General features: G+C 64.1%; 19 protein-coding genes. 10 read left to right on the top strand and 9 right to left on the bottom strand.

All coding sequences use genetic code 11. The features are described 5' to 3' along the window. Positions 1-73: 73 nt before the first annotated feature. The 3 genes from AC0L27_RS22150 (at position 74) to AC0L27_RS22140 (ending at position 1976) form a co-directional block, all read left to right on the top strand. A complete protein-coding gene (locus AC0L27_RS22150) occupies positions 74-1021 on the top strand; it encodes a hypothetical protein (protein ID WP_275171384.1) in 948 nt (315 codons plus the stop codon). Positions 1022-1174: 153 nt separating this feature from the next. Continuing rightward, on the top strand, positions 1175-1606 hold the full coding sequence (locus AC0L27_RS22145; protein WP_275171114.1) for a MerR family transcriptional regulator: 432 nt from the start codon (positions 1175-1177) through the stop codon (positions 1604-1606). Beyond that, positions 1539-1976: a carboxymuconolactone decarboxylase family protein gene (locus AC0L27_RS22140; RefSeq protein ID WP_473320349.1), complete on the top strand. Its 438-nt coding sequence runs from the start codon at positions 1539-1541 to the stop codon at positions 1974-1976. The genes AC0L27_RS22145 and AC0L27_RS22140 overlap by 68 nt, the downstream gene beginning before the upstream one ends. Positions 1977-2035: 59 nt before the next feature. Here AC0L27_RS22140 and rimO read toward each other — a convergent pair whose 3' ends face one another. Further along, positions 2036-3361, bottom strand: a complete 1326-nt coding sequence (gene rimO, locus AC0L27_RS22135) for a 30S ribosomal protein S12 methylthiotransferase RimO (RefSeq protein WP_354128242.1) — start codon at positions 3359-3361, stop codon at positions 2036-2038. A gap of 111 nt (positions 3362-3472) precedes the next feature. Between rimO and AC0L27_RS22130 the strand changes: the two genes are divergently transcribed. From AC0L27_RS22130 to AC0L27_RS22110, 5 genes are all read left to right on the top strand, one after another. Next, the gene (locus AC0L27_RS22130) at positions 3473-4063 is read left to right on the top strand and encodes an ANTAR domain-containing response regulator (RefSeq protein ID WP_106944809.1); all 591 of its coding nucleotides are present in this window, start codon (positions 3473-3475) and stop codon (positions 4061-4063) included. Further along, complete coding sequence (locus AC0L27_RS22125) at positions 4060-5223, top strand: CmpA/NrtA family ABC transporter substrate-binding protein (protein ID WP_473320345.1); 1164 nt, start codon at positions 4060-4062, stop codon at positions 5221-5223. Before AC0L27_RS22130 ends, AC0L27_RS22125 begins: the two co-directional genes overlap by 4 nt. Positions 5224-5554: 331 nt before the next feature. Continuing rightward, positions 5555-7336 (top strand): NirA family protein, encoded by a 1782-nt coding sequence (locus AC0L27_RS22120; RefSeq protein WP_354059379.1) that lies wholly within the window; start codon positions 5555-5557, stop codon positions 7334-7336. Then, complete coding sequence (locus AC0L27_RS22115; protein WP_354210024.1) at positions 7333-8952, top strand: sulfite reductase subunit alpha; 1620 nt, start codon at positions 7333-7335, stop codon at positions 8950-8952. The genes AC0L27_RS22120 and AC0L27_RS22115 overlap by 4 nt, the downstream gene beginning before the upstream one ends. Positions 8953-9152: 200 nt before the next feature. Next, positions 9153-9305: a hypothetical protein gene (locus tag AC0L27_RS22110; protein WP_007590908.1), complete on the top strand. Its 153-nt coding sequence runs from the start codon at positions 9153-9155 to the stop codon at positions 9303-9305. On the opposite strand, the gene AC0L27_RS22105 is transcribed toward AC0L27_RS22110, so the two are convergent. From AC0L27_RS22105 to pxpB, 3 genes are read right to left on the bottom strand one after another with little or no spacing between them, the layout of a single operon-like run. After that, entirely contained in the window at positions 9306-10076 is a 771-nt protein-coding gene (locus AC0L27_RS22105; protein ID WP_354210023.1) for a LamB/YcsF family protein, read from the bottom strand. Positions 10077-10108: 32 nt separating this feature from the next. Further along, positions 10109-11146, bottom strand: coding sequence for a 5-oxoprolinase subunit C family protein (locus AC0L27_RS22100; RefSeq protein WP_354059384.1), 1038 nt, complete (start codon positions 11144-11146; stop codon positions 10109-10111). Continuing rightward, positions 11143-11874 (bottom strand): 5-oxoprolinase subunit PxpB, encoded by a 732-nt coding sequence (pxpB, locus tag AC0L27_RS22095; RefSeq protein WP_354059386.1) that lies wholly within the window; start codon positions 11872-11874, stop codon positions 11143-11145. The genes AC0L27_RS22100 and pxpB overlap by 4 nt, the downstream gene beginning before the upstream one ends. A 247-nt stretch (positions 11875-12121) precedes the next feature. Here pxpB and AC0L27_RS22090 point away from each other — a divergent pair, with 247 nt between their 5' ends. Together AC0L27_RS22090 and AC0L27_RS22085 are read left to right on the top strand one after the other, a co-directional pair. Next, positions 12122-12820: a ribonuclease activity regulator RraA gene (locus AC0L27_RS22090; protein WP_354059388.1), complete on the top strand. Its 699-nt coding sequence runs from the start codon at positions 12122-12124 to the stop codon at positions 12818-12820. Positions 12821-12845: 25 nt separating this feature from the next. Beyond that, a complete protein-coding gene (locus AC0L27_RS22085; protein WP_354210022.1) occupies positions 12846-13250 on the top strand; it encodes a (R)-mandelonitrile lyase in 405 nt (134 codons plus the stop codon). 144 nt (positions 13251-13394) lie between these two features. Here the strand turns inward: AC0L27_RS22085 and AC0L27_RS22080 are convergent, their stop codons facing one another. The 5 genes from AC0L27_RS22080 to AC0L27_RS22060 all read right to left on the bottom strand — a co-directional run bounded on the left by AC0L27_RS22080 (position 13395) and on the right by AC0L27_RS22060 (position 20929). After that, positions 13395-13751, bottom strand: coding sequence for a hypothetical protein (locus tag AC0L27_RS22080; RefSeq protein ID WP_354210021.1), 357 nt, complete (start codon positions 13749-13751; stop codon positions 13395-13397). 149 nt (positions 13752-13900) lie between these two features. After that, entirely contained in the window at positions 13901-15139 is a 1239-nt protein-coding gene (locus AC0L27_RS22075) for a hypothetical protein (RefSeq protein ID WP_354210020.1), read from the bottom strand. 19 nt (positions 15140-15158) lie between these two features. Beyond that, a complete protein-coding gene (locus AC0L27_RS22070; RefSeq protein WP_354210019.1) occupies positions 15159-16748 on the bottom strand; it encodes a CHAT domain-containing protein in 1590 nt (529 codons plus the stop codon). A gap of 35 nt (positions 16749-16783) precedes the next feature. Further along, positions 16784-19696 (bottom strand): PAS domain-containing protein, encoded by a 2913-nt coding sequence (locus AC0L27_RS22065; protein ID WP_473320333.1) that lies wholly within the window; start codon positions 19694-19696, stop codon positions 16784-16786. 324 nt (positions 19697-20020) lie between these two features. Then, positions 20021-20929 (bottom strand): DUF2147 domain-containing protein, encoded by a 909-nt coding sequence (locus AC0L27_RS22060; protein WP_473320330.1) that lies wholly within the window; start codon positions 20927-20929, stop codon positions 20021-20023. Between the last annotated feature and the right edge of the window lie 54 nt (positions 20930-20983).

Here is a 20983-nt window from a genome sequence, read left to right as displayed (position 1 = left end):
CGAATTGGTTCGAACCGAACGCATGACGGTTCGGACCAAGAGGGGCGGGACCAACCAGATTGTTTTTAAAGCCTTGTCCGACACGCCTTATCCGATCGACCTCGACAGCATTCGCGGCGCGTTTCCGCCGGGCATCGAGGCGCCGTCGCTGTTGCTGGACTTCGCCGGATGGCTGAACGGGCGCCCCTGGGGCAGCGTCGGCTGCTTCTCGCTGCAGGGCCAGTTTTCCGATCAGGCGCCGATTGTCGACGGCAGTCCCTTGCGCGACCGGTTTTCGCTGTTCATGCGGCTGCCGGATGGCTCGGCTGTTGGCGGCTGGTATGGCGCGGGTCTCGACCGCGACAATCCGCCGATCGTGGGGCTTGGGTCCGAGGGCGATTACGAGCTGCTGGCGCCAAGCCTCGATGGCCTGCTCGCAAAACTGACGTCGCAACAATTCGACAATGCTTGGAGCGATCTGAAGCCGCACGACGAAGTCGAATGTCAGACGGTCGAGCTCGCGCAATGGCTCACCGGGCGGCTGAGCGGGGAGATGGTGGCGCCCGATGACGATCCGTCGGAGCTGCCCGACTTTCGCGGCTTCATGGAAAAATGGAGCCGGGATCGCGAAGACTACTGGGCCAATCATCGCTTGATGGCCGAACTCGGCTGGCGCCTCGCCGCGCATCTGCCGAAGGGCAAGAAGCCCTGGGACAGGACGAGCTTCGAGATCGCGATCGTCGGCAGGCAATACCAGGCGCGCGTCCTGACGCGCGGGCCGCAGGCGTTCGAGGAAGCCGCCTCGATCGAATCCCTGCTGCGCGATCTGCGCGAGGAGATGCGCCGCGCGCAGCCGGAGCTCGGGCTGTGGTACGCGATGAAATTCGGCCTCTATGCCGACGGCCGCGTCATGCCGAACTTCGAATACGATCTGCGCCCGAGCATCGGCGGCGAGCCTGCGCTGCTCTCGGAGGCGCAAGCTGATCTTGCCTGCGCGCCGCGGCCGGAGCGCTGGGTGCCGAAATGGCTAGCGGGATCCTGAAGCTCGGAATCCCGCGATGCTGCCGCCCAGCTCGCGCACCGAAATGTTCCGCTGCCGCGCTATCACGACGTTGCGGGAACGGCACCTTCGATCTTGACTTAGAGCGCGCTCGAAGGGGTATCTGTACGTGCGTCAGTACGAGAACGGGCACACATGAAGATCGGCGACCTCGCAAAACGGACCGGCCTGTCGACGCACACGCTGCGCTATTATGAGCGCATCGGGCTGCTGCCATACGCTGACCGGGATCGCTCCGGCCAGCGTGACTTTGACGCATCGATCCTCAGATGGATCGAATTCCTCGGTCGGCTCAAGACCACGGGAATGTCGATCCGGGACATGTTGCGTTACGCGGCGCTTCGTGACGAAGGCGACGCTACCGGCACAAGCCGGCGGCAGATGCTGGAAGTCCACCGCGAACAGGTGCGCACGCAGATCGCCGAACTCCAGGAATGCCTGCTCGTCCTTGATACCAAGATCGCCGGCTATGCCAGCGACGAACAGAGGACGAAGGAAAATGACGCACGCCCAAACACAAGACGCAAGCCGGTTCGATCGCGGCCAGCGGGCCCTGTCACGCATTGACGGCAGCGCCGGCGAAAAGGTCGTCGCTTCACTCGCCGACATCGCTCCGGATTTCGCACGATACGTGATCGAGTTTCCGTTCGGCGACATTTACTGCCGCCCCGGCCTCGGCCTGCGCGATCGAGAGATCGCCACGATCGCCGCGCTGACGGCGGTCGGAAATGCCGCGCCTCAGCTCAAGGTGCATCTCGAGGCGGGTCTGAACGTCGGGCTGTCTCGCGACGAGATCGTGGAGATCATCATGCAGATGGCCGTCTATGCGGGCTTCCCGGCGGCGCTGAACGGGCTGTTCGCAGCCAAGGAAGTATTCGCCGCGCGTGACGAACAGCAGGCGTCGGGAGAAGTGACATGTTCGGCACGCCCAGCCTGACGCCGGCTGGTGGAATGCCTGAGGCGCGCCGGTCTTGCCGGTGTGCCGCAGGCGGAATCTCAGAATCCCGCGACGCTGCCGTGCAGGTCGTACTGGTCGGCGCGTTCGATTTTCGCGGTGACGATCTCGCCGACGCGCAAGGGGCGGCGGCTCGACAGGTAGACGGCGCCGTCGATCTCCGGCGCATCGGCCTTGGAGCGGCCTTTTGAGACGGTCGGGCCGACCTCGTCGATGATGATCTGCTGGCGCGTGCCGACCTTACGTTTCAGCCTGCGCGCGGAAATCTTCTGCTGGCGCGCCATCAGCGCGTTGTAGCGCTCCTGCTTGATCTCTTCCGGCACGGGGTTCTCGATCGCGTTCGCGGTCGCGCCGGCGACCGGCTCGTACTTGAAGCAGCCGAGCCGATCGATCTCGGCTTCGTCCAGCCAGTCGAGCAGATAGGCGAAATCGGCATCCGTCTCGCCGGGGAAGCCGACGATAAAGGTCGAGCGCAAAGCGAGATCGGGACATTGCTCGCGCCAGCGCTTGATGCGCGCCAGCGTCTTGTCCTGCGCCGCCGGGCGCTTCATCGCCTTCAGCACCTCGGGGCTCGCGTGCTGGAACGGGATGTCGAGATAGGGCAGCACCTTGCCCTCGTTCATCAGCGCGATGACCTCGTCGACATGCGGGTAGGGGTAGACATATTGCAAGCGGACCCAGGCGCCCAATTCGCCGAGCTCGCGCGCGAGGTCGATGAATTTGGCCCGGACCTGGCGATCCTTCCACGGGCTCTCGGCGTATTTGAGATCGACGCCGTAGGCCGAGGTGTCCTGCGAGATTACCAGCAGTTCCTTGACGCCGGCGTCGACCAGGCGTTCGGCCTCGCGCAGCACGTCGTTGGCCGGACGGGAGACGAGATCGCCGCGCAGCTTCGGAATGATGCAGAAGGTGCAGCGGTTGTTGCAGCCCTCGGAGATTTTCAGATAGGCGTAGTGGCGCGGTGTCAGCTTGATGCCCTGCGGCGGCACCAGATCGAGATGCGGATTGTGGGCGGGCGGCAGCGCGCGATGCACGGCGTCCAGCACGCTCTCATATTGCTGCGGGCCGGTGATGGAGAGCACGCCGGGATAGGCCTGCTCGATCTGCTCGGGTTCCGCGCCCATGCAGCCGGTCACAATCACCTTGCCGTTCTCGGCCATGGCCTCGCCGATCGCCGAGAGCGATTCCTGCTTGGCGCTGTCGAGGAAGCCGCAGGTGTTGACGATGACGATGTCGGCGCCGTCATGCTTGCGGGCGAGCTCGTAACCCTCGGCGCGCAGGCGCGTGATGATGCGCTCGGAATCCACCAAAGCCTTGGGGCACCCGAGCGACACGAAGCTGACCTTGGGCGCAGCCGTCTGATCCATATCCAAATCTGCCTGATTGACAGGGTTGAGCTAGTCCCAATTGCCCATAATTACAACCCTTTGCAGGGCCTGAGGGCATGCTATGGATGAATCACTGGTGGTGAGTGAGCAATGAGCGCCGAACAGTCGCCCAAAATCGTGATCGTCGACGAAAGCCCGATCCGGGCTGCGATCCTCGAGGAAGGGTTGCGGGAGGCCGGATTCACGCAGATCGTCCATATCAGCGAGATGCAAAGCCTGCTCGCCCGTATTTATGCGGTCGACCCTGACATCATCCTGATCGATCTGGAAAACCCCAGCCGCGACGTGCTGGAAGCGATGTTCCAGGTCAGCCGCGCCGTGCGGCGCCCGATCGCGATGTTCGTCGATCAGAGCGATTCATCCTCGATCCAGGCTTCAGTCGAGGCGGGGGTCTCCGCCTACATCGTCGACGGGCTGAGGAAGGAGCGCATCAAGCCTATCCTCGACCTCTGCGTGTCGCGCTTCAATGCCTTCGCAAAACTCCAGGAGGAGCTGGAGCGCACCAAGTCGCAGCTCGAGGATCGCAAGGTCATCGAGAAGGCCAAGGGCATCCTGATGAAGGTGAAGGGCCTGACCGAGGACGAGGCCTATGTGCTGCTGCGCTCTACCGCGATGCGCGAGAAAAAGAAAATCGGTGAGATCGCCCAGTCGATCATCACCGCGTCGGAGATGCTGAAATGACCGTTCCCCTCCGCATCGGTTTCATTCCGCTGGTCGATGCCGCAGCGCTGATCGTCGCCGTCGACAAGGGATTTGCCGGGGCCGAAGGGCTCGAGGTCGAACTGGTCCGCGAGGTCTCCTGGTCCAACGTCCGCGACAAGCTCAATATCGGCTTGTTCGACGCCGCGCATCTGCTCGCGCCCGTCGCGATTGCGTCCTCGCTCGGGCTCGGTCATGTCAAGGTGCCGATCGCGGCGCCCTTCAATCTCGGCATCAACGGCAATGCGATCACGGTCTCGCCGGCGCTTCATGCCGCGCTGATGGAGGAGATCGACGGCGACCGCTTCGATCCGCTCGCCACGGCAAAAGCGTTGGCGCGCGTGGTCGCCAAGCGGCGCAAAGCGGGGGCCGATCCGTTGACCTTCGGTATGACCTTCCCGTTCTCGACCCACAACTATCAATTGCGGTTCTGGATGGCGGCGGCCGGCGTCGATCCCGACGAGGACGTGCGGCTGGTGGTGCTGCCGCCGCCCTATATGGTCGACAGTCTCGCCAACGGTCATGTCGATGCGTTCTGCGTCGGCGCGCCCTGGAATTCGATCGCGGTCGATCTCGGGATCGGCCACATCCTGCATTTCGTCTCCGACATCCTGGCCCATGCGGCGGAGAAGGTGCTGGCGCTCCGCCAGGTCTGGGCCGACAAGAATCCGGACGTGGTCGCGAGCCTGGTGCGCGCGGCGGTGAAAGCCGCGGAGTTCATCGAGCATCCGGAAAACCGGACCGAAGCGGCGCAGATCCTGGCGCAGCCCGAGCGGATCGGCGTCGATGCCGAAGTCATCCAGCGCACCCTCACCGGGCGCCTCAAGATTTCGCCGGACGGCACCGTTCGCGAGAGCGGCAGCTACCTTCTGGTGGGACGTGAGGAAGCAGGGCGCCCCGATCCGGTCCAGGCCGCTTGGCTCTATGCGCAGATGGTGCGCTGGGGGCAGACGACGCTGACGCCCGACGGCGTCAAGACGGCCATGGCCGTGTTCAGGCCCGACCTCTACGACGGCGCCCTCGGCCGCCAGCCCCCCGGCCAGGCCCCCGCGGCATTCGGCGCATTCGCCGGGCCGGCTTTTGATCCCGCCAATATTCGGGGTCATCTTGAGGCCTTCGAGGTGGGTCGCTGGAAGGCGTGATTCGGGCCTGCATCGTTTTTGAGCGCTGGGGATCCGCGTCTAAATTTTAGGCCGACTGCTCGAATTTCGTAAGAGCTCCAGGGCCCTGAGTTCCCTTTTGTGCTCTTAGCTGCTTGATACTAGACACATTTTCATTTCGTCAAAGCTGGCACGCAAATTGAATGTTGCAGTGCGGCCAGCCTGTCACAGATGCCTGCTGCGCCAGTCCCCAGCAACGAAGCTGATCGGACCGTTGGGTGCGCAGCCGGCTCTCGAGCCAGCCGAGCTCCTCGCGGGTCGTGCACTTTCCGTCGATACCACTCAGGTGGCCGCAGGAGCTTCGTTACTGACCATGAAAATCGACACCGTCTCAGTCGACTTTACCGACGACCAGAAACGCTACCTCGAAGGCTTCACGACCGGTCTGCAGATCAGTCGCGTCGGTCGCGGTCTTGGCGGCGGCGCCGGCAAGGCGAACGCCGAGCCCACCGGTCCCGATGCCGTGCACATCAAGGCGCAGGACAAGGTCATCGCGGCGGGCAAGAAGCTCGCCGACCAGGAGAAGGTCAAGCGCGACGAGCATCCCTTCGATGCCTATCCGCGTCTCCGCCAGCAGGCGCTCGACAATACGCCGCCGAGTCCGGCGGACAATTTCCGCTGGCGCTATTACGGCATCTTCTACGTCGCGCCGACGCAGGACTCCTACATGTGCCGTCTGCGCATTCCGAACGGCATCATGAAGCACTGGCAGCTGGCCGGCCTTGCCGATCTCGCCGATGAAACGTGCGGGCCCTACAGCCACGTCACGACTCGCGCCAATCTGCAGCTTCGCGAGATCCCGCCGAAGAACGCCGTGAAGCTGATCGAAGGCATTCAGGACTTAGGCCTGTGCTCGCGCGGCTCCGGCGCCGACAACATCCGCAACGTGACGGGAACGCCGACGGCGGGCATCGACCCGCAGGAGCTGATCGACACGCGGCCTTATGCGCGCGAGTGGCACTACCACATCCTGAACGATCGCTCGCTGTATGGCTTGCCGCGCAAGTTCAACGTCGCCTTCGACGGCGCCGGCAGGATCGCCGTGCTCGAGGAGACCAATGATATCGCCTTCACGGCATATGAGGTGCAGGACGGCTTCGGCGTCGAGCCCGGGATCTGGTTCCGCCTCGGCCTCGGTGGCATCACCGGCCACAAGGACTTTGCCAAATATTCCGGCATCGTCGTCAAGCCTGAAGACGCCACCGCCGTTGCCGACGCCATCGTGCGCGTGTTCATCGAGCACGGCGACCGCACCAACCGCAACAAGGCGCGGCTGAAATACGTGCTCGACGCCATGGGCCATGACGGCTTTCTCAAGATCGTCGAGGAACGGCTGAAGACACCATTCACGCGCGTGCCGGAAGAGGCGTTTGCGCCGCGGCCGGCCGCGGACCGCATGGCGCATATCGGCGTGCACAAGCAGAAGCAGGACGGCTTGAACTGGATCGGCGTGTCGCTGACGCTCGGCAAGATCAGCAGCGATCAGATGCGGGGCCTCGCCAAGGTGGCGCGGGACCTCGGCGACGGCGAGATCCGTCTGACCGTCTGGCAGAACCTGCTGATATCAGGGGTGCGCGACGAGAATGTCGAGCTTGCCATCGCGGCGATCAAGCAGATCGGGCTTGCGGTCGAGGCTTCGCACATCCGCGCCGGCCTGATCGCGTGCACCGGCAATGCCGGTTGCCGCTTCGCCGCCTCCAACACCAAGCGCCACGCCGCCGAGATCGGCGACTGGTGCGAGCCGCGCGTCGAGATGGACAAGCCGGTCAACATCCACGTCACCGGCTGCCACCATTCCTGTGCCCAGCATTACATCAGCGACATCGGCCTGATCGGGGCGCGCGTGCCTGTCAACGAGGAGGACACGGTCGAGGGCTATCATCTCTTCACCGGCGGCGGGTTCGGTCCTGACGCCGACGTCGGGCAGGAGGTCTATCACGACCTCAAGGCCGAGGACGCGCCGAAGACAGTCGAAGGACTGCTCAAGGCCTATATCGCCCATCGCTCGTCTTCCGACGAAACCTTCCTGTCCTTTGCGCGCCGCCACGACGGCGAGACGCTGCGCAAGCTTGCCGATGCCGAGGTGTCTTCATGAACCAGATCAGCCCTCCGCCGAAAATCGACATCATTCCCACGAGCGCCCCGTTCTCCGACGCCCAACGCTCCTGGCTGAACGGCTTCTTTGCCGGGCTGCTGTCGCCTGACGCGGCCGCGCCGCTGTCGGCCGAGCAGGGCGCCGCGGTCATGCAAGCCGGTGATGGTGACGACGGTGAAGCGCCTTGGCACGACCAGACCATGCCGATCGCCGATCGGATGAAGCTCGCCGAAGGCCGTCCCGTGCGGCGCAAGATGATGGCGGCGATGGCGCAGCAGGATTGCGGGCAGTGCGGCTACAATTGCCACGACTATTCGGAGGCGATCGCGAGCCGCAGTGAAGCGCGGCTCAACCTCTGCGTCCCCGGCGGCAAGGAAACCGCGCGGATGCTGAAGTCGCTGCACGAAGAGCTGGACAAGGCGCCGGCGGCCAAGGCTGGCGACAAGGCGTCCGACAAGGTCGACGCGGTGGCGGCCCCCGCCGTGACCGTGACGATCGCCGAGCCCGGCCGCTCGCGCGACAATCCTGTTGCGGCGACCTTCCTGTCGCGCCGTCTTCTCAACAAGGGAAAGTCGGAGAAGGAAACCTATCACGTCGAGTTCGATCTTTCCGAGAGCAAGCTCGACTATGTCGTCGGTGACAGTTTTGGCGTGTTCGCCCGCAACGAGCTCGGCCTCGTCGACCAGGTCATCGCGTTGCTCGGTGCCTCCCACACGACGAAGGTCAACGGCAAGACGCTGCGTGAGGTGCTGATCGACGACGTTTCGCTCTCGCCGGCGCCCGACACGCTGTTCGAACTGCTCTCCTTCATCACCGGCGGCGCGCAGCGCGAGAGGGCACGGGCACTGGCGCAAGGCGAGGATCCCGATGGCGACGCCGCCGCGCTCGACGTCATGGCTGCGCTGCAGAAGTTTTCGGGTACGCGGCCGCATCCTGAAGCCTTCGTCGAGGCGCTTGAGCCGCTGCAGCCGCGGCTCTATTCGATCTCGTCCTCGCACAATGCGACGCCTGGGAAGCTTTCGCTGACGGTCGATTCCGTGCGCTACGTGATCGGCAAACGCAAGCGCATCGGCGTCGCCTCGACCTTCCTCGGCGAGCGCATCGCCGAGGGCGAGAAGCTCAAGGTCTATGTGCAGAAGGCGCACAATTTCGGCCTGCCGCAGGATCCGAAGACGCCGATCATCATGATCGGCCCCGGCACCGGCATTGCGCCGTTCCGTGCCTTCCTGTTCGACCGCAAGGCGACCGGTGCGCCCGGCAAGAACTGGCTGTTCTTCGGCCACCAGCGCAGCGATTGCGACTTCTTCTACCAGGAGGAGCTCAACGCGATGAAGACCTCGGGCCTGCTCACGCGCATGTCGCTGGCATGGTCGCGCGACGGCGAGAAGAAGTTCTACGTGCAGGACCGCATGCGCGAGGTCGGCCGCGAGCTATGGACGTGGCTTGCCGAGGGGGCGCATCTCTACATCTGCGGCGATGCCAAGCGCATGGCCAAGGACGTCGAGCGCGCGCTGGTCGATATCGTCGCCCAGTTCGGGGCGCGTTCGACCGACGAAGCCGTCAGTTTTGTCGCCGAGCTCAAGAAGACGGGCCGCTTCCAGGCTGACGTCTACTAGCTGTCATCCCACCGTCATCCGAGCCGGTTCCAACTGGCTCGGATTTGAACGAATAAGATTCTCGGAACCTGCGGGCGGGTAGAATTTGGTCCTGCGATGCGGGGTTTTCAGAGAACCCGCATCGCTATTTCCGCGGGTCTCTTGCCCGCCACCCCGGTTGATCCCTCATAATCCCGCATATGGGGCGTTGGAGATCGACCATGCGCGAACTATCGGCGGAAGCCCGGCTGCACTTCTACGCGCGTTCGCTCTCGCGGCGGACCGGGGCGAGCGTGCATCATGCCGCGATGTACAGCGCCTTCGCGGTTATCGCCGCGATCGTGTTCGGCACGCTGTCGGTGCACCCGTTCTGATCACGCCCCGCGCTTGAACGGCGCGACCTCGATCCCTGCATCCTTCAAGGCCTGCCGCAAACCGCGCGCGATGTCGACGGCGCCCGGCGTATCACCGTGGATGCACACCGTGTCGGTGCGCATCTTGATGACCTTGCCTGTGACCGAGACCACCGCGCCGTCCTGTACCATGCGCACCACGCGGTCGGCGATCGCCTTAGCGTCATGCAGCACCGCACCCGGCTTCTTGCGCGAGACGAGATTGCCATCGTCCTCATAGGCGCGGTCGGCGAACACCTCGTGCACCATCGGCAGATTGGCGGCTTCGCCGGCCTTCACCAGCTTCGAATTGGCGAGCACGACGAAGATCAGGCTCTGATCGACCGCCTTGATGCCGGCGGCGATCGCCTTCGCGGTCATGTCGTCCTCGCAGGCGACATTGGAGAGCGCGCCATGCGCCTTCACGTGCGTCACCTTGTGGCCGGCCGCGGTCGCGATCGCCTGCAGGGCGCCGATCTGGTAGACGACGAGGTTCTCGATCTCGGAGGCTTTCAGGCCCGCGATAGGATGGCGGCCGAAGCCGTGCAGGTCGCGATAGCCAGGATGCGCGCCGACCGAGACGCCGCGCGCCTTCGCCAGCTCGACCGTCCGGCGCATGATATCGGGATCGCCGGCGTGGAAGCCGCAGGCGACATTGACCGAGCTCGCCAGTTCGATCATGGCGGCATCGTTGCCCATCTCCCACGCGCCAAAACCTTCGCCGAGATCGCAATTGAGATCGATCGTCTTCATGGGGTGCTCTCCATCTCTGGTCGTCTTGTCGTTTACGGCTCGGCCGCAACCTGCCAGGTCCGGGCGTCGACGGCACTGACAGCATAGCCCGCGACGTTGGCATCGCTGAGCGCTTCGATGTTGAGCGCGACGGTGTCGGCGGAGCGCAGGCGATCGGGCAGGTTGCGGATCAGCTGCGCGAATTTTCTCGCCTCGTCCTGCGCCTCGGCCATGCTGACCGCCTTGAAGCGGAACGCGGTTCCTGCCGAGGTTTGCGCGAGACGGCCGACATCGGCCGTGATCACGGTCGCAATCTTCGGGTAGCCGCCGGAGGTGCCGCGATCCATCATCAGCGCGATCGGCGCGCCGTTGCCGGGCACCTGGATGCTGCCGTTGACCGTGCCGTCGGAGACGATGTTGTGGCCATGCAGATGCTTGATCGCGGGGCCCTCGAGCCGGTAGCCCATGCGATCGGAGGTCGCCGAGATCTTCCACTCGCTGTCGAGGAACAGCGCCTTGTTGGCGTCGTCGAACTCGTCGTCCTGCGGTCCCAGCAGGACGCGGATCGGACCGCTCGATGGCTTCGGCAGTTCGATGCGCAGGTCCGGTGCACCGCTTGCGGCATCGACGGTGAATTCGTCGCCGGCCTGCAGCGGGCGCGGGTAGGGGCTGCCGAGACCGGCACGGGCGTTGACCGCAAGGCTGCCGAACACCGGCTCGCCCTTGATCCCGCCTTCGATCGCCAGATAAGTGAACGCCCCGCCGCGGGCAAAACCCAGCGTCAGCGTCTCGCCGTCCTTCAGCGTCACCGATGTGTCCATGGCGACCGGACTGCCGGCAATTTCCGCATTGCGCGGCGCGCCTGAAATGGCGACGCGCACGGCACCGTCGCGCGCGGTGAACGAGGCGCCGAACGGGCCGACCTCGACAACGGCTGCGAACGGTTCGTTGCCGACAAGCGTGTTCGCTGCCGCGAGCGAGAGGCGGTCCATCGCGCCGCTGACCGTCAGGCCATAGCGCTGCGCTCCATGGCGTCCGCCGTCCTGGACCGAGCTTGCAGGCCCGATGCTGGCGATCACGAGCCGGCTCATGCGACCACCTGCTCGGCAATGATCTCGCCGGCTTCGGCGGCGCGGTCCTGTTCCTCGAACGTCTTGTGGTCGATGGCGAAAAACGTCACGCGATCGCCGGGTTCGGTGAGGAAGGTCGGATTGCGGTGGAGCTGATAGGTCCGCACTGGAGTGCGGCCGAGCAGGTGCCAGCCGCTCGGCGCTGCCAGGCACTGGATTCCGGCCTGGATGCCGCCGATTGAGATCGTGCCGGCAGGCGTCAGCAGCCGCGGATTCTGCCGCCGCGACATCTGCAGGGATTTGTCGAGGCCGCTGAGATAGGACCACCCCGGCGTGAAGCCGATCATGGCAACCTTGTAGTCGCCGGCGACGTGACGCGCGACGATGTCGTCGGGTGTGGTATTCAGCGCCTTCGCGACGTCCTCGAGGTCGATGCCGTGCTCGCCGCCATAGGCGACGGGAATACGCCAGCGGCGCGCTTTGGTGGCCGGCGGCAGCGGCTGGCTGGCGAGCGCGAGCAGCTTTTCGCCGAGCGCGTCGAAGCCGATCTTGCCCGGGTCGTAATGCACCAGCAGCGAGCGATAAGTCGGCACGGACTCGGTGATGGCATCGATCGCGCTTGCCGCGAGCGCCTTGTCGAGCGCCAGCACGCGCTGGTTGGCGTCGTCGTCAATGGTACGGCTGAACTCGACCGTGACGGCGCTGTCGCCACTGGGCAGAAGGCGGGGCGGGGGAAGCGTCGCGGACATGGGCTGTCGAAATCGGGCTTCTGGAGATACGCGGGCTCGGCCTTGAGGTCCGCTTGTTCCTGCTTCGCGTAAATGCGCCCGCAAGTCCAATAAATTAATGCAGGGGGAGACGATAATGCCTTGTTATCGCGACGCATAACAGCGCTGCGGCCCTGCATGATTGGTAGCTTGTTGGCCCTTGACGCAAGGCCCGCACCCCGCAAGATGCGCGCGTTCTTTCCCGCCCATCCGGAGCTCGTCTGTTTCCATGTCGCTGTCCCCCGAAGCCCGCAAGACCCTCGCCGGCATCACCACTGCCACCATCACAACGGTCCTGCTGAAGAAGGGCCTGCGCAACATCTGGATGCGCGGCGCGCGTCCGCTGCGCCCGGGTCTGCCGCGCCTGGTGGGACCGGCCTTCACGCTGCGCTTCGTGCCGGCGCGCGAGGATCTGGCGACGCCGGAATCCTGGTCGTCGCCGATCTCGACCCGCACCGCGATCGAGGCGATGCCGGAGGGCTGCGTCGCCGTGGTCGACGCCATGGGCATTACCGACGCCGGCATCTTCGGCGACATCCTGTGCGCGCGCATGATGAAGCGCGGCGTCACCGCACTCGTAACCGATGGAGTCGTGCGTGACGTGGAGGGCGTGCTCGGCACTAATCTGCCGGTCTGGTGCGACGGCTATGCCGCGCCGCCGTCAGTTGCCGGTCTGACCTTCGTCGGCTGGGGCGAGCCGATCGGCTGCGGCGGCGTTGCGGTCTTCCCGAACGACATCGTGGTCGCCGACCAGGACGGCTGCGTGCTGATCCCGCAGGCGATGCTCGAGCACGTGCTCAACGAGGGTGTCGAGCAGGAGCGGATGGAAGCCTGGATCGTCAACGAGGTGAACAATGGCGCGGTGCTCCCGGGCCTCTATCCCATGAACGCCGAGACCAAGGCGCGCTACGCCGCAAGCAAGAAGTGACCGGGAAAGAAGTGAGGTAAATCCAATGGAGATCACTGTTGCAGGCACGCGGCCGACCCGTCGTGCGCCCGGGGAACACTTCACCGGCACGGTCTGGCAGGACCCCGTCATCATGGCGCCCGCGCCGGCGCGGCTGAACTGCTCGCGCGTCTCGTTCGAGCCGGGTGCGCGCACCAACTGGCATCACCATCCGCTTGGGCAGACGCTCTATGTGATTTCGGGGGTCGGGCGGGTCCAGACCAAGGGCGGGCCTGTCATCGAAATCCGTCCGGGCGACACCGTCTGGATTCCACCGGGCGAGCTGCACTGGCACGGCGGGTCGCCGACCAACGGCATGACCCACATCGCCATGCAGGAAGCGCTCGACGGCGTGTTCTCGACCTGGTTGGAGCCGGTGACCGACGTCGAGTATGGGGCTCCGGTCGGCTAGCGTCTCGTGTTCCGGACAAGACGCGTCGCCGCAAGGCGATGCGGCGCCGATCCGGGACTCAGCGATTTGGGACCCACGAAGAATGCTTGGTCCCGGCTCTGCGGAGCAGCGTTGCACGCTGCACCGCGTCCGGGACAAGAGCACTTACATCCGCTCCGCCGTCCACGTGCCCTTGCACATGCTGCCGCGCCACGTGCCGGAGCCAGAGGTGCCGCTGAGCCGGCCGAAGCCGACGGCGCGCTTGATGCCGGTGCTCAAGGTGACGTTGATGCTGCCGGCGTCCGCGACGCGGCCCGACGCGGACACCACGGCGCTGCTCGATGCGATCTGGCCGTTGCTGATCCCGATCGCGACCGTTGCGCCGTTGCCGCAGGTCTCGCTCGATGACGAGATGCGGACATTCCATGCGCCGTCAAAGGTGGAGGTGGCCGCGCCTGCCTGCGTCAGCGGGAAGGCGATGGCGACAATGGTGACGAAGAGACCCTTGCGAAATCCGTTCATGACACGCCCCTTGGGTTGATCCGGGGGCACCATGACAGACGCGGCGGGCGGACGATGTGAGGGGCGTCACGCACCTCACCGGAGCAGTGTTCCGGGGTGTCGGAATGGGTTTGCTCGGCTTCAAGCCCGGACGGGCCTGCCATAAACGGTCATTTTGACGTCGAAGTGCGATCGAGCACGCGCGCTAGCGCAACGGCGGAGTTGGCATCGACCCGCGCCACCTTGGCGATCGTTTTCCTCAATTCGGACGCCTCGGATGCGAAAAGTCTGTCCGGATCGTCCGGGGCTCCGGTGACGCCGGAGAGGAGGCTGAGCTGCATCCCTCCCAGAACCTGCGCCACGGCCGGCGTTGCGCTTTTGCCGAGGGCTCCGTTCAAGAGAGGTCCCCGTGAGCCGCGGTGGGCGTTTTTCGGCGTCATTCGTTCGACGAGCTTGTCGAAGCTCGTTTGGTAGGCGCCGATGGCGATGAGGCGATCGTTTTCAGCCAATTCCGGCGACGTGATGACCTCGGAGCGCAACGCCAGCATCTGCTCCTCTGCACGGTCGAAATCTCGCATCATGACGACGCGTGCGACGTCTTGCCAGCGCCGATGGAAGCCCAGCTGCGTCAGCGGATTGATCGTGTCCGGTCCGTCGGCGAACAGAGTGCCCGTAAACTCGACGGCGAGCAGACAGTAGTTCAATCCGGCGACACGCTTGCCGTCCGACAACAGCTGGTCGTCGGTGACGACCAATCGCTTTGCCGCGGCCTCGTCGAGTTCGGGGCCTGCGACCAGGAGATAGCCGCTGCGGCCGAGCGCGTTTCCGTCCGCATAGGACAACAGTGGCGTGACGATGTTGAGTCCGAACAAGCCAGCGACGCGGTCGTAGACTTTTTCTGCGACACGCACGCCCTCCGACACGCCGGGCACCAGCCCGGTCTGCGTCGTCAGGTCGGCCGCAAGTTGCAGGATTTGCTGGGCGACGTCATGGTAGGGCAGGCGGAACAGGCCCACGAACAGGGACAGATTGTCTTCCTTCATGGGCGCGCGCCTGACGGCGTAGATATTCCTGAACTCGATATAGCCCGGAGCAGCCGCCCCCGCGGACTTGAGTTGGGCGGCGATCTCGTCATTGCTCAAGATCGTCGGCCTGCGCTGCCGGCCGTCGCCAAAGCTGAACTCCGTCAGGACGACGCCAAGCGGCAGGAACGAACTGAAGAATTTGCCGCCTTCGCTCAGTCCCATCTCGACCATGCGGAGTCCGAAGTAGCTTGCTTCGGGAACGAAGGCTGCTCCCGTCGAAATCGCGTTGTCGCCAGAAGCGGGCACATAGCCGACATAGGGACGCTTCAATTCGCGGCTCGCCCAATGTTCGACAGTGTTCTTGAATGTGGTCCAGACAGTCATGACAGGATCCGATCTCGGCTCAATTGCAGCGTGTTGCCCAATCCGTCGACTGCGCGAGCAAGATGGGCGAAAGCCAGATCGGGCTGTCCTCGTCGTCGGCGAGACGCTCCCAAGAAGCTCGGCATGCCTTCCGGAACGCAAGGCAAACGGACCGCGTTTCATGCAGTTCGCTGTAGAACGCCTTGGCGAAATGAGGCGCGCGGTCATCCTCCACGTTCCAGCGGAATCCCAAGGCATAGGGGATTCCGTTCATCACCAGCTGTTGCACGCTGCCCCTGGAGATGCCGCGGCAAGCGGAGAGATAGACCAGCGTGGTCGACGAAAGACCTTCGGATGCGACCATTCTGTCGAGCTTCAGCCCGATCGCTTCTTCCGGCCTTGTGCCGGGAAGGACGAGAGACACGGTTTTCTGGCCGTCACTCCAGGCATGGCCGGCGTAGTGGAGGATCGACGGCCGAAAATGAGCAAGCCGCTGCAGCAAATGGGGCACGGCCTCATTGCCGGGAGTGCCGGAGAGGTCGACAACCTCCAGCTCGAAGCACCCTGTGGCGGCCAATTCCTTCAGGTATCGGAGTTCAACGTCGATATTGCCGAGCTTGTCGAACGTCTTGCCGTCACAGATCACCCGTTCGAGCTTGCGGTCTGGGTGCTCGCCGACCTGCGAGCGAACGAACATGAGCCTCGAGCCTGGCTCGATGCGCCCGCGCTCGGCTCTCGCCCCTCTCTGCAGCCGAATAACCGACGGCACGCGTCGGACGATCGGGGCATGAAGAAGCACGAATGGCCCGTTCTCTTCAGCGAGATACCGCACGCTCGCCTCGAAGGGGACAGGATAATATCCGGCATCGTTGATCACGAAGCGGAACGACAGTCCTGCCAGCCCACCGGCCGCCCTCTCGATCTGCGAAAACAGGTGCTCGCCGATCGCCTTGACGACGAAGCTCTTGAACAGCCGTGTTCCGACACCCCGCGTCTGGGCGAGCCAGTTCTTGGGCAGGCTGGTGCCGATCCAGTGACCCGCATCCGCGCGGTCCTGGGGTATCTCGTCCCGCCCATAATCCCGGGCGGCAGACTTCAGATCATCCAGATCGCTGACTGTGTTCCAGCGCAGCATTGGCGAGCCGTCGTCGCCGGTTCCGAGACGGCATTCTACCTTGGCGCTATGGATTTCCGTTTCGATCACCCGGAACGCGCCAGGAATGGCGCCCTTCTCATCGGGATGCCCGGTCAGCATCGCAATGAACGGCCTGAGGATTCGATGCCGGTGGAGCTGCAGGGCGTCCATTGGCAGGATCAGAGCGTTGTCGGCTCTGCTGCACTCCTGCTCGAGATCAGGGCAGGCCCCGAACGACGGAGCGATGACGAGGACGGACGTGTGAGGGTCTCGGGCCTGCACGACGGTGCTGAGCAAATCCTGCGCGGCGACTGTCGTTCGCGTGTCGCGATGGACGCGCGGGTCCATCGGCAATCCGGCATCGAGGACGAGCAACTCGGTGTCGTTCGCAATGAGCCACTCGTTGGTCTGGTCCGTAGTCATCAGCTGCTTGTCGTGCAGGTTCTCGGGATCGACGCCTGCCGCGAGCAGATGCGTGCGCAGTGTTTCGAACATGCCCGGTTCGGCCGTGGCTATCGCTATCCTTGCGGTCATGCTGATGCCTCCTGCGCACATAATGGCAAGTCGAATTCGAATCCCATGCCGTCCAGTTCGGTCAAGCTCCCGTCATGCTGCTCGACGGCTTTCTGTATCGCCTCTACGGCGACGCTGGCCATTTGCCGAGCCCGGGACTGACTCCGCTCGATCAGATCGGCGGCCGACGGATCCAGCGGCTGCGCGGTGACCGCAGGGATGCGCATGGATACGAACAGACGATGCGGTGGTCGTTCCGCGATGGTCACGGTGAGCCGATCGGTCGGGGCGACGCGGAGCGAAAGAAGCGAGCTGAGCGCCGAACGAAATGCGAAGCTCAATCGCTCCAGCCAGCCGCTGACGATCAGACGAGCTTCGTCCGTGATGTCGCCCTCTATATCGATCGCGTCACGATCGTCGACGGGAAGGCCCTCGATCTCGTGATAGAGCGCTTCCAATACGTTGAACGAGGTCGGTGCCTCCTGCGGCGTCTGCTGCACGGTCAAACGTTCGGACAGACGTTCGAAGGTGAGATCAGCCTTCAGGAGATGATTGGCCGCCTGCTCCAGCATGTTGGCGCAATTTCTCATCAGTTCGGGTTTGCTTAGAAGGGACTGGGCGCTGCGCAACAAACCATCGGCCATGAGCAGGGGAGCCCGGGTCTCGCGCGCAACAGCCGTGACCGTCTCCTCCAGATATCCCCAGTCGCTCTCTCGGCTTTGATCGGCGAGGCTCGTGAACAGCCATAGGTGGTGGCCATAGTCGTCATTCAACGGCTCGCGGTTTGCAAGGGTGGTCACCTCGGTGCGCGGTGCCTCGCCGATCGTCAGGTGGATGTGAAGTCGGTGCTGGATACCAGATTGCGACAGTTCCTCGATATCTTCGTCTCGTGCCCCGAACGACACGAGTTCGCGGTCTCGTGCCTGACCAAAAATGCTCTCGGCCGCGACATTCATGTGACAGATCTTGCCGACCGCGTCGACGATGACCGCCGCCTGCTCAATCCTGTTCATAAGCGCCAGCTCGATCGCTTCGTGCCAGCGCGCCGCAAAAATCTGCTCGCAGTCGGCGGCGAGTCCGCGGGCCGCTTCGCGATCGGGTCCGAGAAAGGCGTTGGATTCCGAAGATTCCATATCGAGGATCATCTCGATCTTGCCATTCACGAAGAGGGGGACGGTCATCGCGGATCGCTGATCCGGCGCGGTCTGAATGAAGCCGTAGTTCCGCTTGGAATCGCTGATGTCTGGAACGACAAGAATGGACCGCTGGACGAGACAGCTGCCGAGCATTCCGCTGGATAGGTCCTGGATGTATTCGGACTTTTGGGCGGCGGACTTCACGAGCAGGTTTCGGTCGTTCTTGACGTGCTCGGCGACCAGCACGAACTTGCCACGGGCGCGGTCCACCCGGAATACACCGACGTACTCCCAGCCGAAGCATTGTGTCGTGCCGGTCGCCAGCAGTGTGGCAATGGTGCGGGCGCTGGGCGCCTTGTTCAAATTGTCCTTGAGCTCGCGCAAGGCGCGCGCCTGAGCGTGCTCGATGGCCGCGTCCGCAGCCTGCAGGATTTCCTCGACTCCGAGATTCTGCAGGGTCCGGAGGTCGGCGGCCGTATATTTGTGGTTACGGGACATGAGAGCCAGCGAGCTTCCGAACCGGCCGCCCGCCTTCCGAATCGGCAACACAACCATCGATTTGAAATCGTCGGAGAGGATCGCCTTGCTGACGGGGTTGTCCTTTTCCTCCGGGTTGAGCTGCTCGACGAATTTGCTCAGGTCGTTATTCCACGTCTTGCCCTGTTCGAGCCATTGAATCACATCGGCCGTTACCTTGAACCAGCGTGTACTCCACTCCCAGCGAGGTTTAGGAAAGACGGTGAGCGCTCGCCAATGGTCGCTGAGGTCGTTGTAGACCCCGAATGCAGACATCTCGAACGGAATGACCTTTTCGACGACCCGCAGCATGGCCTCGATGATCTCTTGCGGGTCTGCGTGCTCGGCAAGAACGGTCTTCAGCTGCTGGCGCGCCAAATCCTCGTTGAGGGGAGCGAACAACAACAACAGCCCGGTCGAGCTATTCTGTTCCTCCATGTACGGCGCTGCACTGACTCTCGCCAGAACGGAACGGCCATCCATCGGGCGAAGCCGCACGAAATCCGTAAATCCCGTTTGTGTGCCGATCCATTCGTCAAACCGGCTCGTCGTGCCTTCGTCGTCGGGCGCGAAGACATCGGACAGCGACATCTCCTTGAGAGCCGCCTCGGCGAACCCGAGAATCTGCACGGCTCGCTCGTTTGCGAACCGGATCTTGCCCGCCCGATCGGTCCTGAGCACGCCGTCCTGCAAGGCGTCAAGGCGGCTCCGTTCGGCGCTCTGATCCAGGAGGAGGGCATAATTGCCTTGCTGCCCGTCTTCGTCGCGCAGCGGGCCGATCTCGACCCTGACCTGGCGGATCAACTTATTGGTCCGGATGTCTACGCGCAGGCTTGTGTTGTGGTTTGCCTTGAGGGCTGCGCCCACGTCGGCCGCACGGGACCCGAATAGCCGGGGAAACGGAGCGTTGCGGCCGTCGGGAACGAGCTTGTCGAACGCCGCATTCGCATAGACGATGCGGCCATCGCCTGCCAGTTCGACGAACGGGATGTCGCTGTGATGCGCGGCCTCATCGAGCGCGTCGTACCGATCGGAAAGCACACTCAGGAGCGTGGTTTGCGATTGAAGGATCTTGTCGACGGCTTCGGCGGCCAGACCAAACTCCGAAACGAGCATTCGGGCCAGCTCGTCGACGAGGGGCTTGAGCGCGGTCTTCAGGCCGTTCTGCCTGCTCCTGAGCGCGCCGATCACATGGCGCCGGATACCTTGCTCAGTTTTCAAGTAATCCTGGTCCCAGTCACCTGAGATGAGCGATGGCGCTGCACGGAGTTCCTCCATAACAACCTCGCTAACGCAACTGTGGAGCGAAACGATAAGGTGCTTGAGCCGGCACAAAAATTCGAGGGCTGTCGGTCTGAGCGCATCGGCGGGATCAGAGGCGCCAAGGCGACTTTTGACCGCGGAATTTCGTCGTTCAACCTAAGCTAGAGGCGATCGCGGCCGTCCTAGTATTAACTAGTTCACAGAAACGGCCTGAATTTCAGCGATCGGGTCCGACGCTGTGTCTTTGCCGGGCAAGCACAGGCGCAGCGGCAATCCTCGTTGCCCGCTGGCGCAGGGTAACGCTCAATCCCACCGTGTCACGCGCGCGTGACAGGACCTTCAGTTCACCCGCGTCCAGGTCTGGCCGCCGCAGAACATGCCGCCGAAGGCGCAGCCCTGTACGCGCAGGCGATCGGTGCCCTTCAGCGCGATGGTTGAATCGTAGGTCGAGCCGGAGTTCGGATCGAGGATGCGGCCGGACCATTTCTGGTCCTTGTTCTGGTCCTTGCCGGGCTTCATGTTGATCAGAACCTGCTCACCATTCTGGTTCGATTTCGAATCGACCGAGTAGCCGCAGAGATTGCTGCCGCATTGCTCGATCCGGACCTTGCCCTCCTTCTCCTCGGTGAGCCAGACGCCGAGCGGTGAATTGAGATCGCGCGTAGGCGCGGTTGCGGGAGCCGGTGGCGCGACGGCAGCCGACTGAACGGGGGCGGGCGCAGGTGCCGGAACGGGAGGCGGAGCCGGAGGCGCTGCTGCGACCGTCGGGGCGGGCGGCGGAGGCGGTGCGGGCGGGACTGCCGCCACGGTCGGGGCAGCACTCGGGGTCGGCTGAGGCGGCGGCACTAGCGCGTCTTCGGCCGGAGCATTGTTGGCCGTGGCGGCCGGAGGCGGCGGCGGGGCAGGAGGCGCGACGGCCACGGGAGCTTGGATGGGGGCTTGGACGGGGGCTTGCTCGGCCGCCGGCGGCGCCGTGACAGGTGCCGGGGCCGGCGCCGGATTGGCGGGGGCCTGCGGGTCAGCCTTGGCTTGTTGCGGTGCCTGCGGGTCCGCTTTTGGAGCCCCCTTGGCATCGTTCTTGGTTTTCTTCGCCTTGCCCTGGCCGGTGTTGTCGTAGACGCCCGGGATTTGCACCGTGCCGCGGTCGGGATCGATGCGGATAGTACGCCCGCCATAGTCGAAGGTGTACTGCGCCTGCGCAGCGGTGCTCGCCAGAAGGAATGCGGCCGTGGCCAACAGCTTCCTCATTTCGCGTCTCCTGAAACAGGTGGTCCCCGGACCGACGCTACGCCCCGGTTCGAT

Source organism: Bradyrhizobium sp. Ken51 (assembly GCF_055807435.1).
This window is presented reverse-complemented; position numbering and strand designations above follow the sequence as displayed.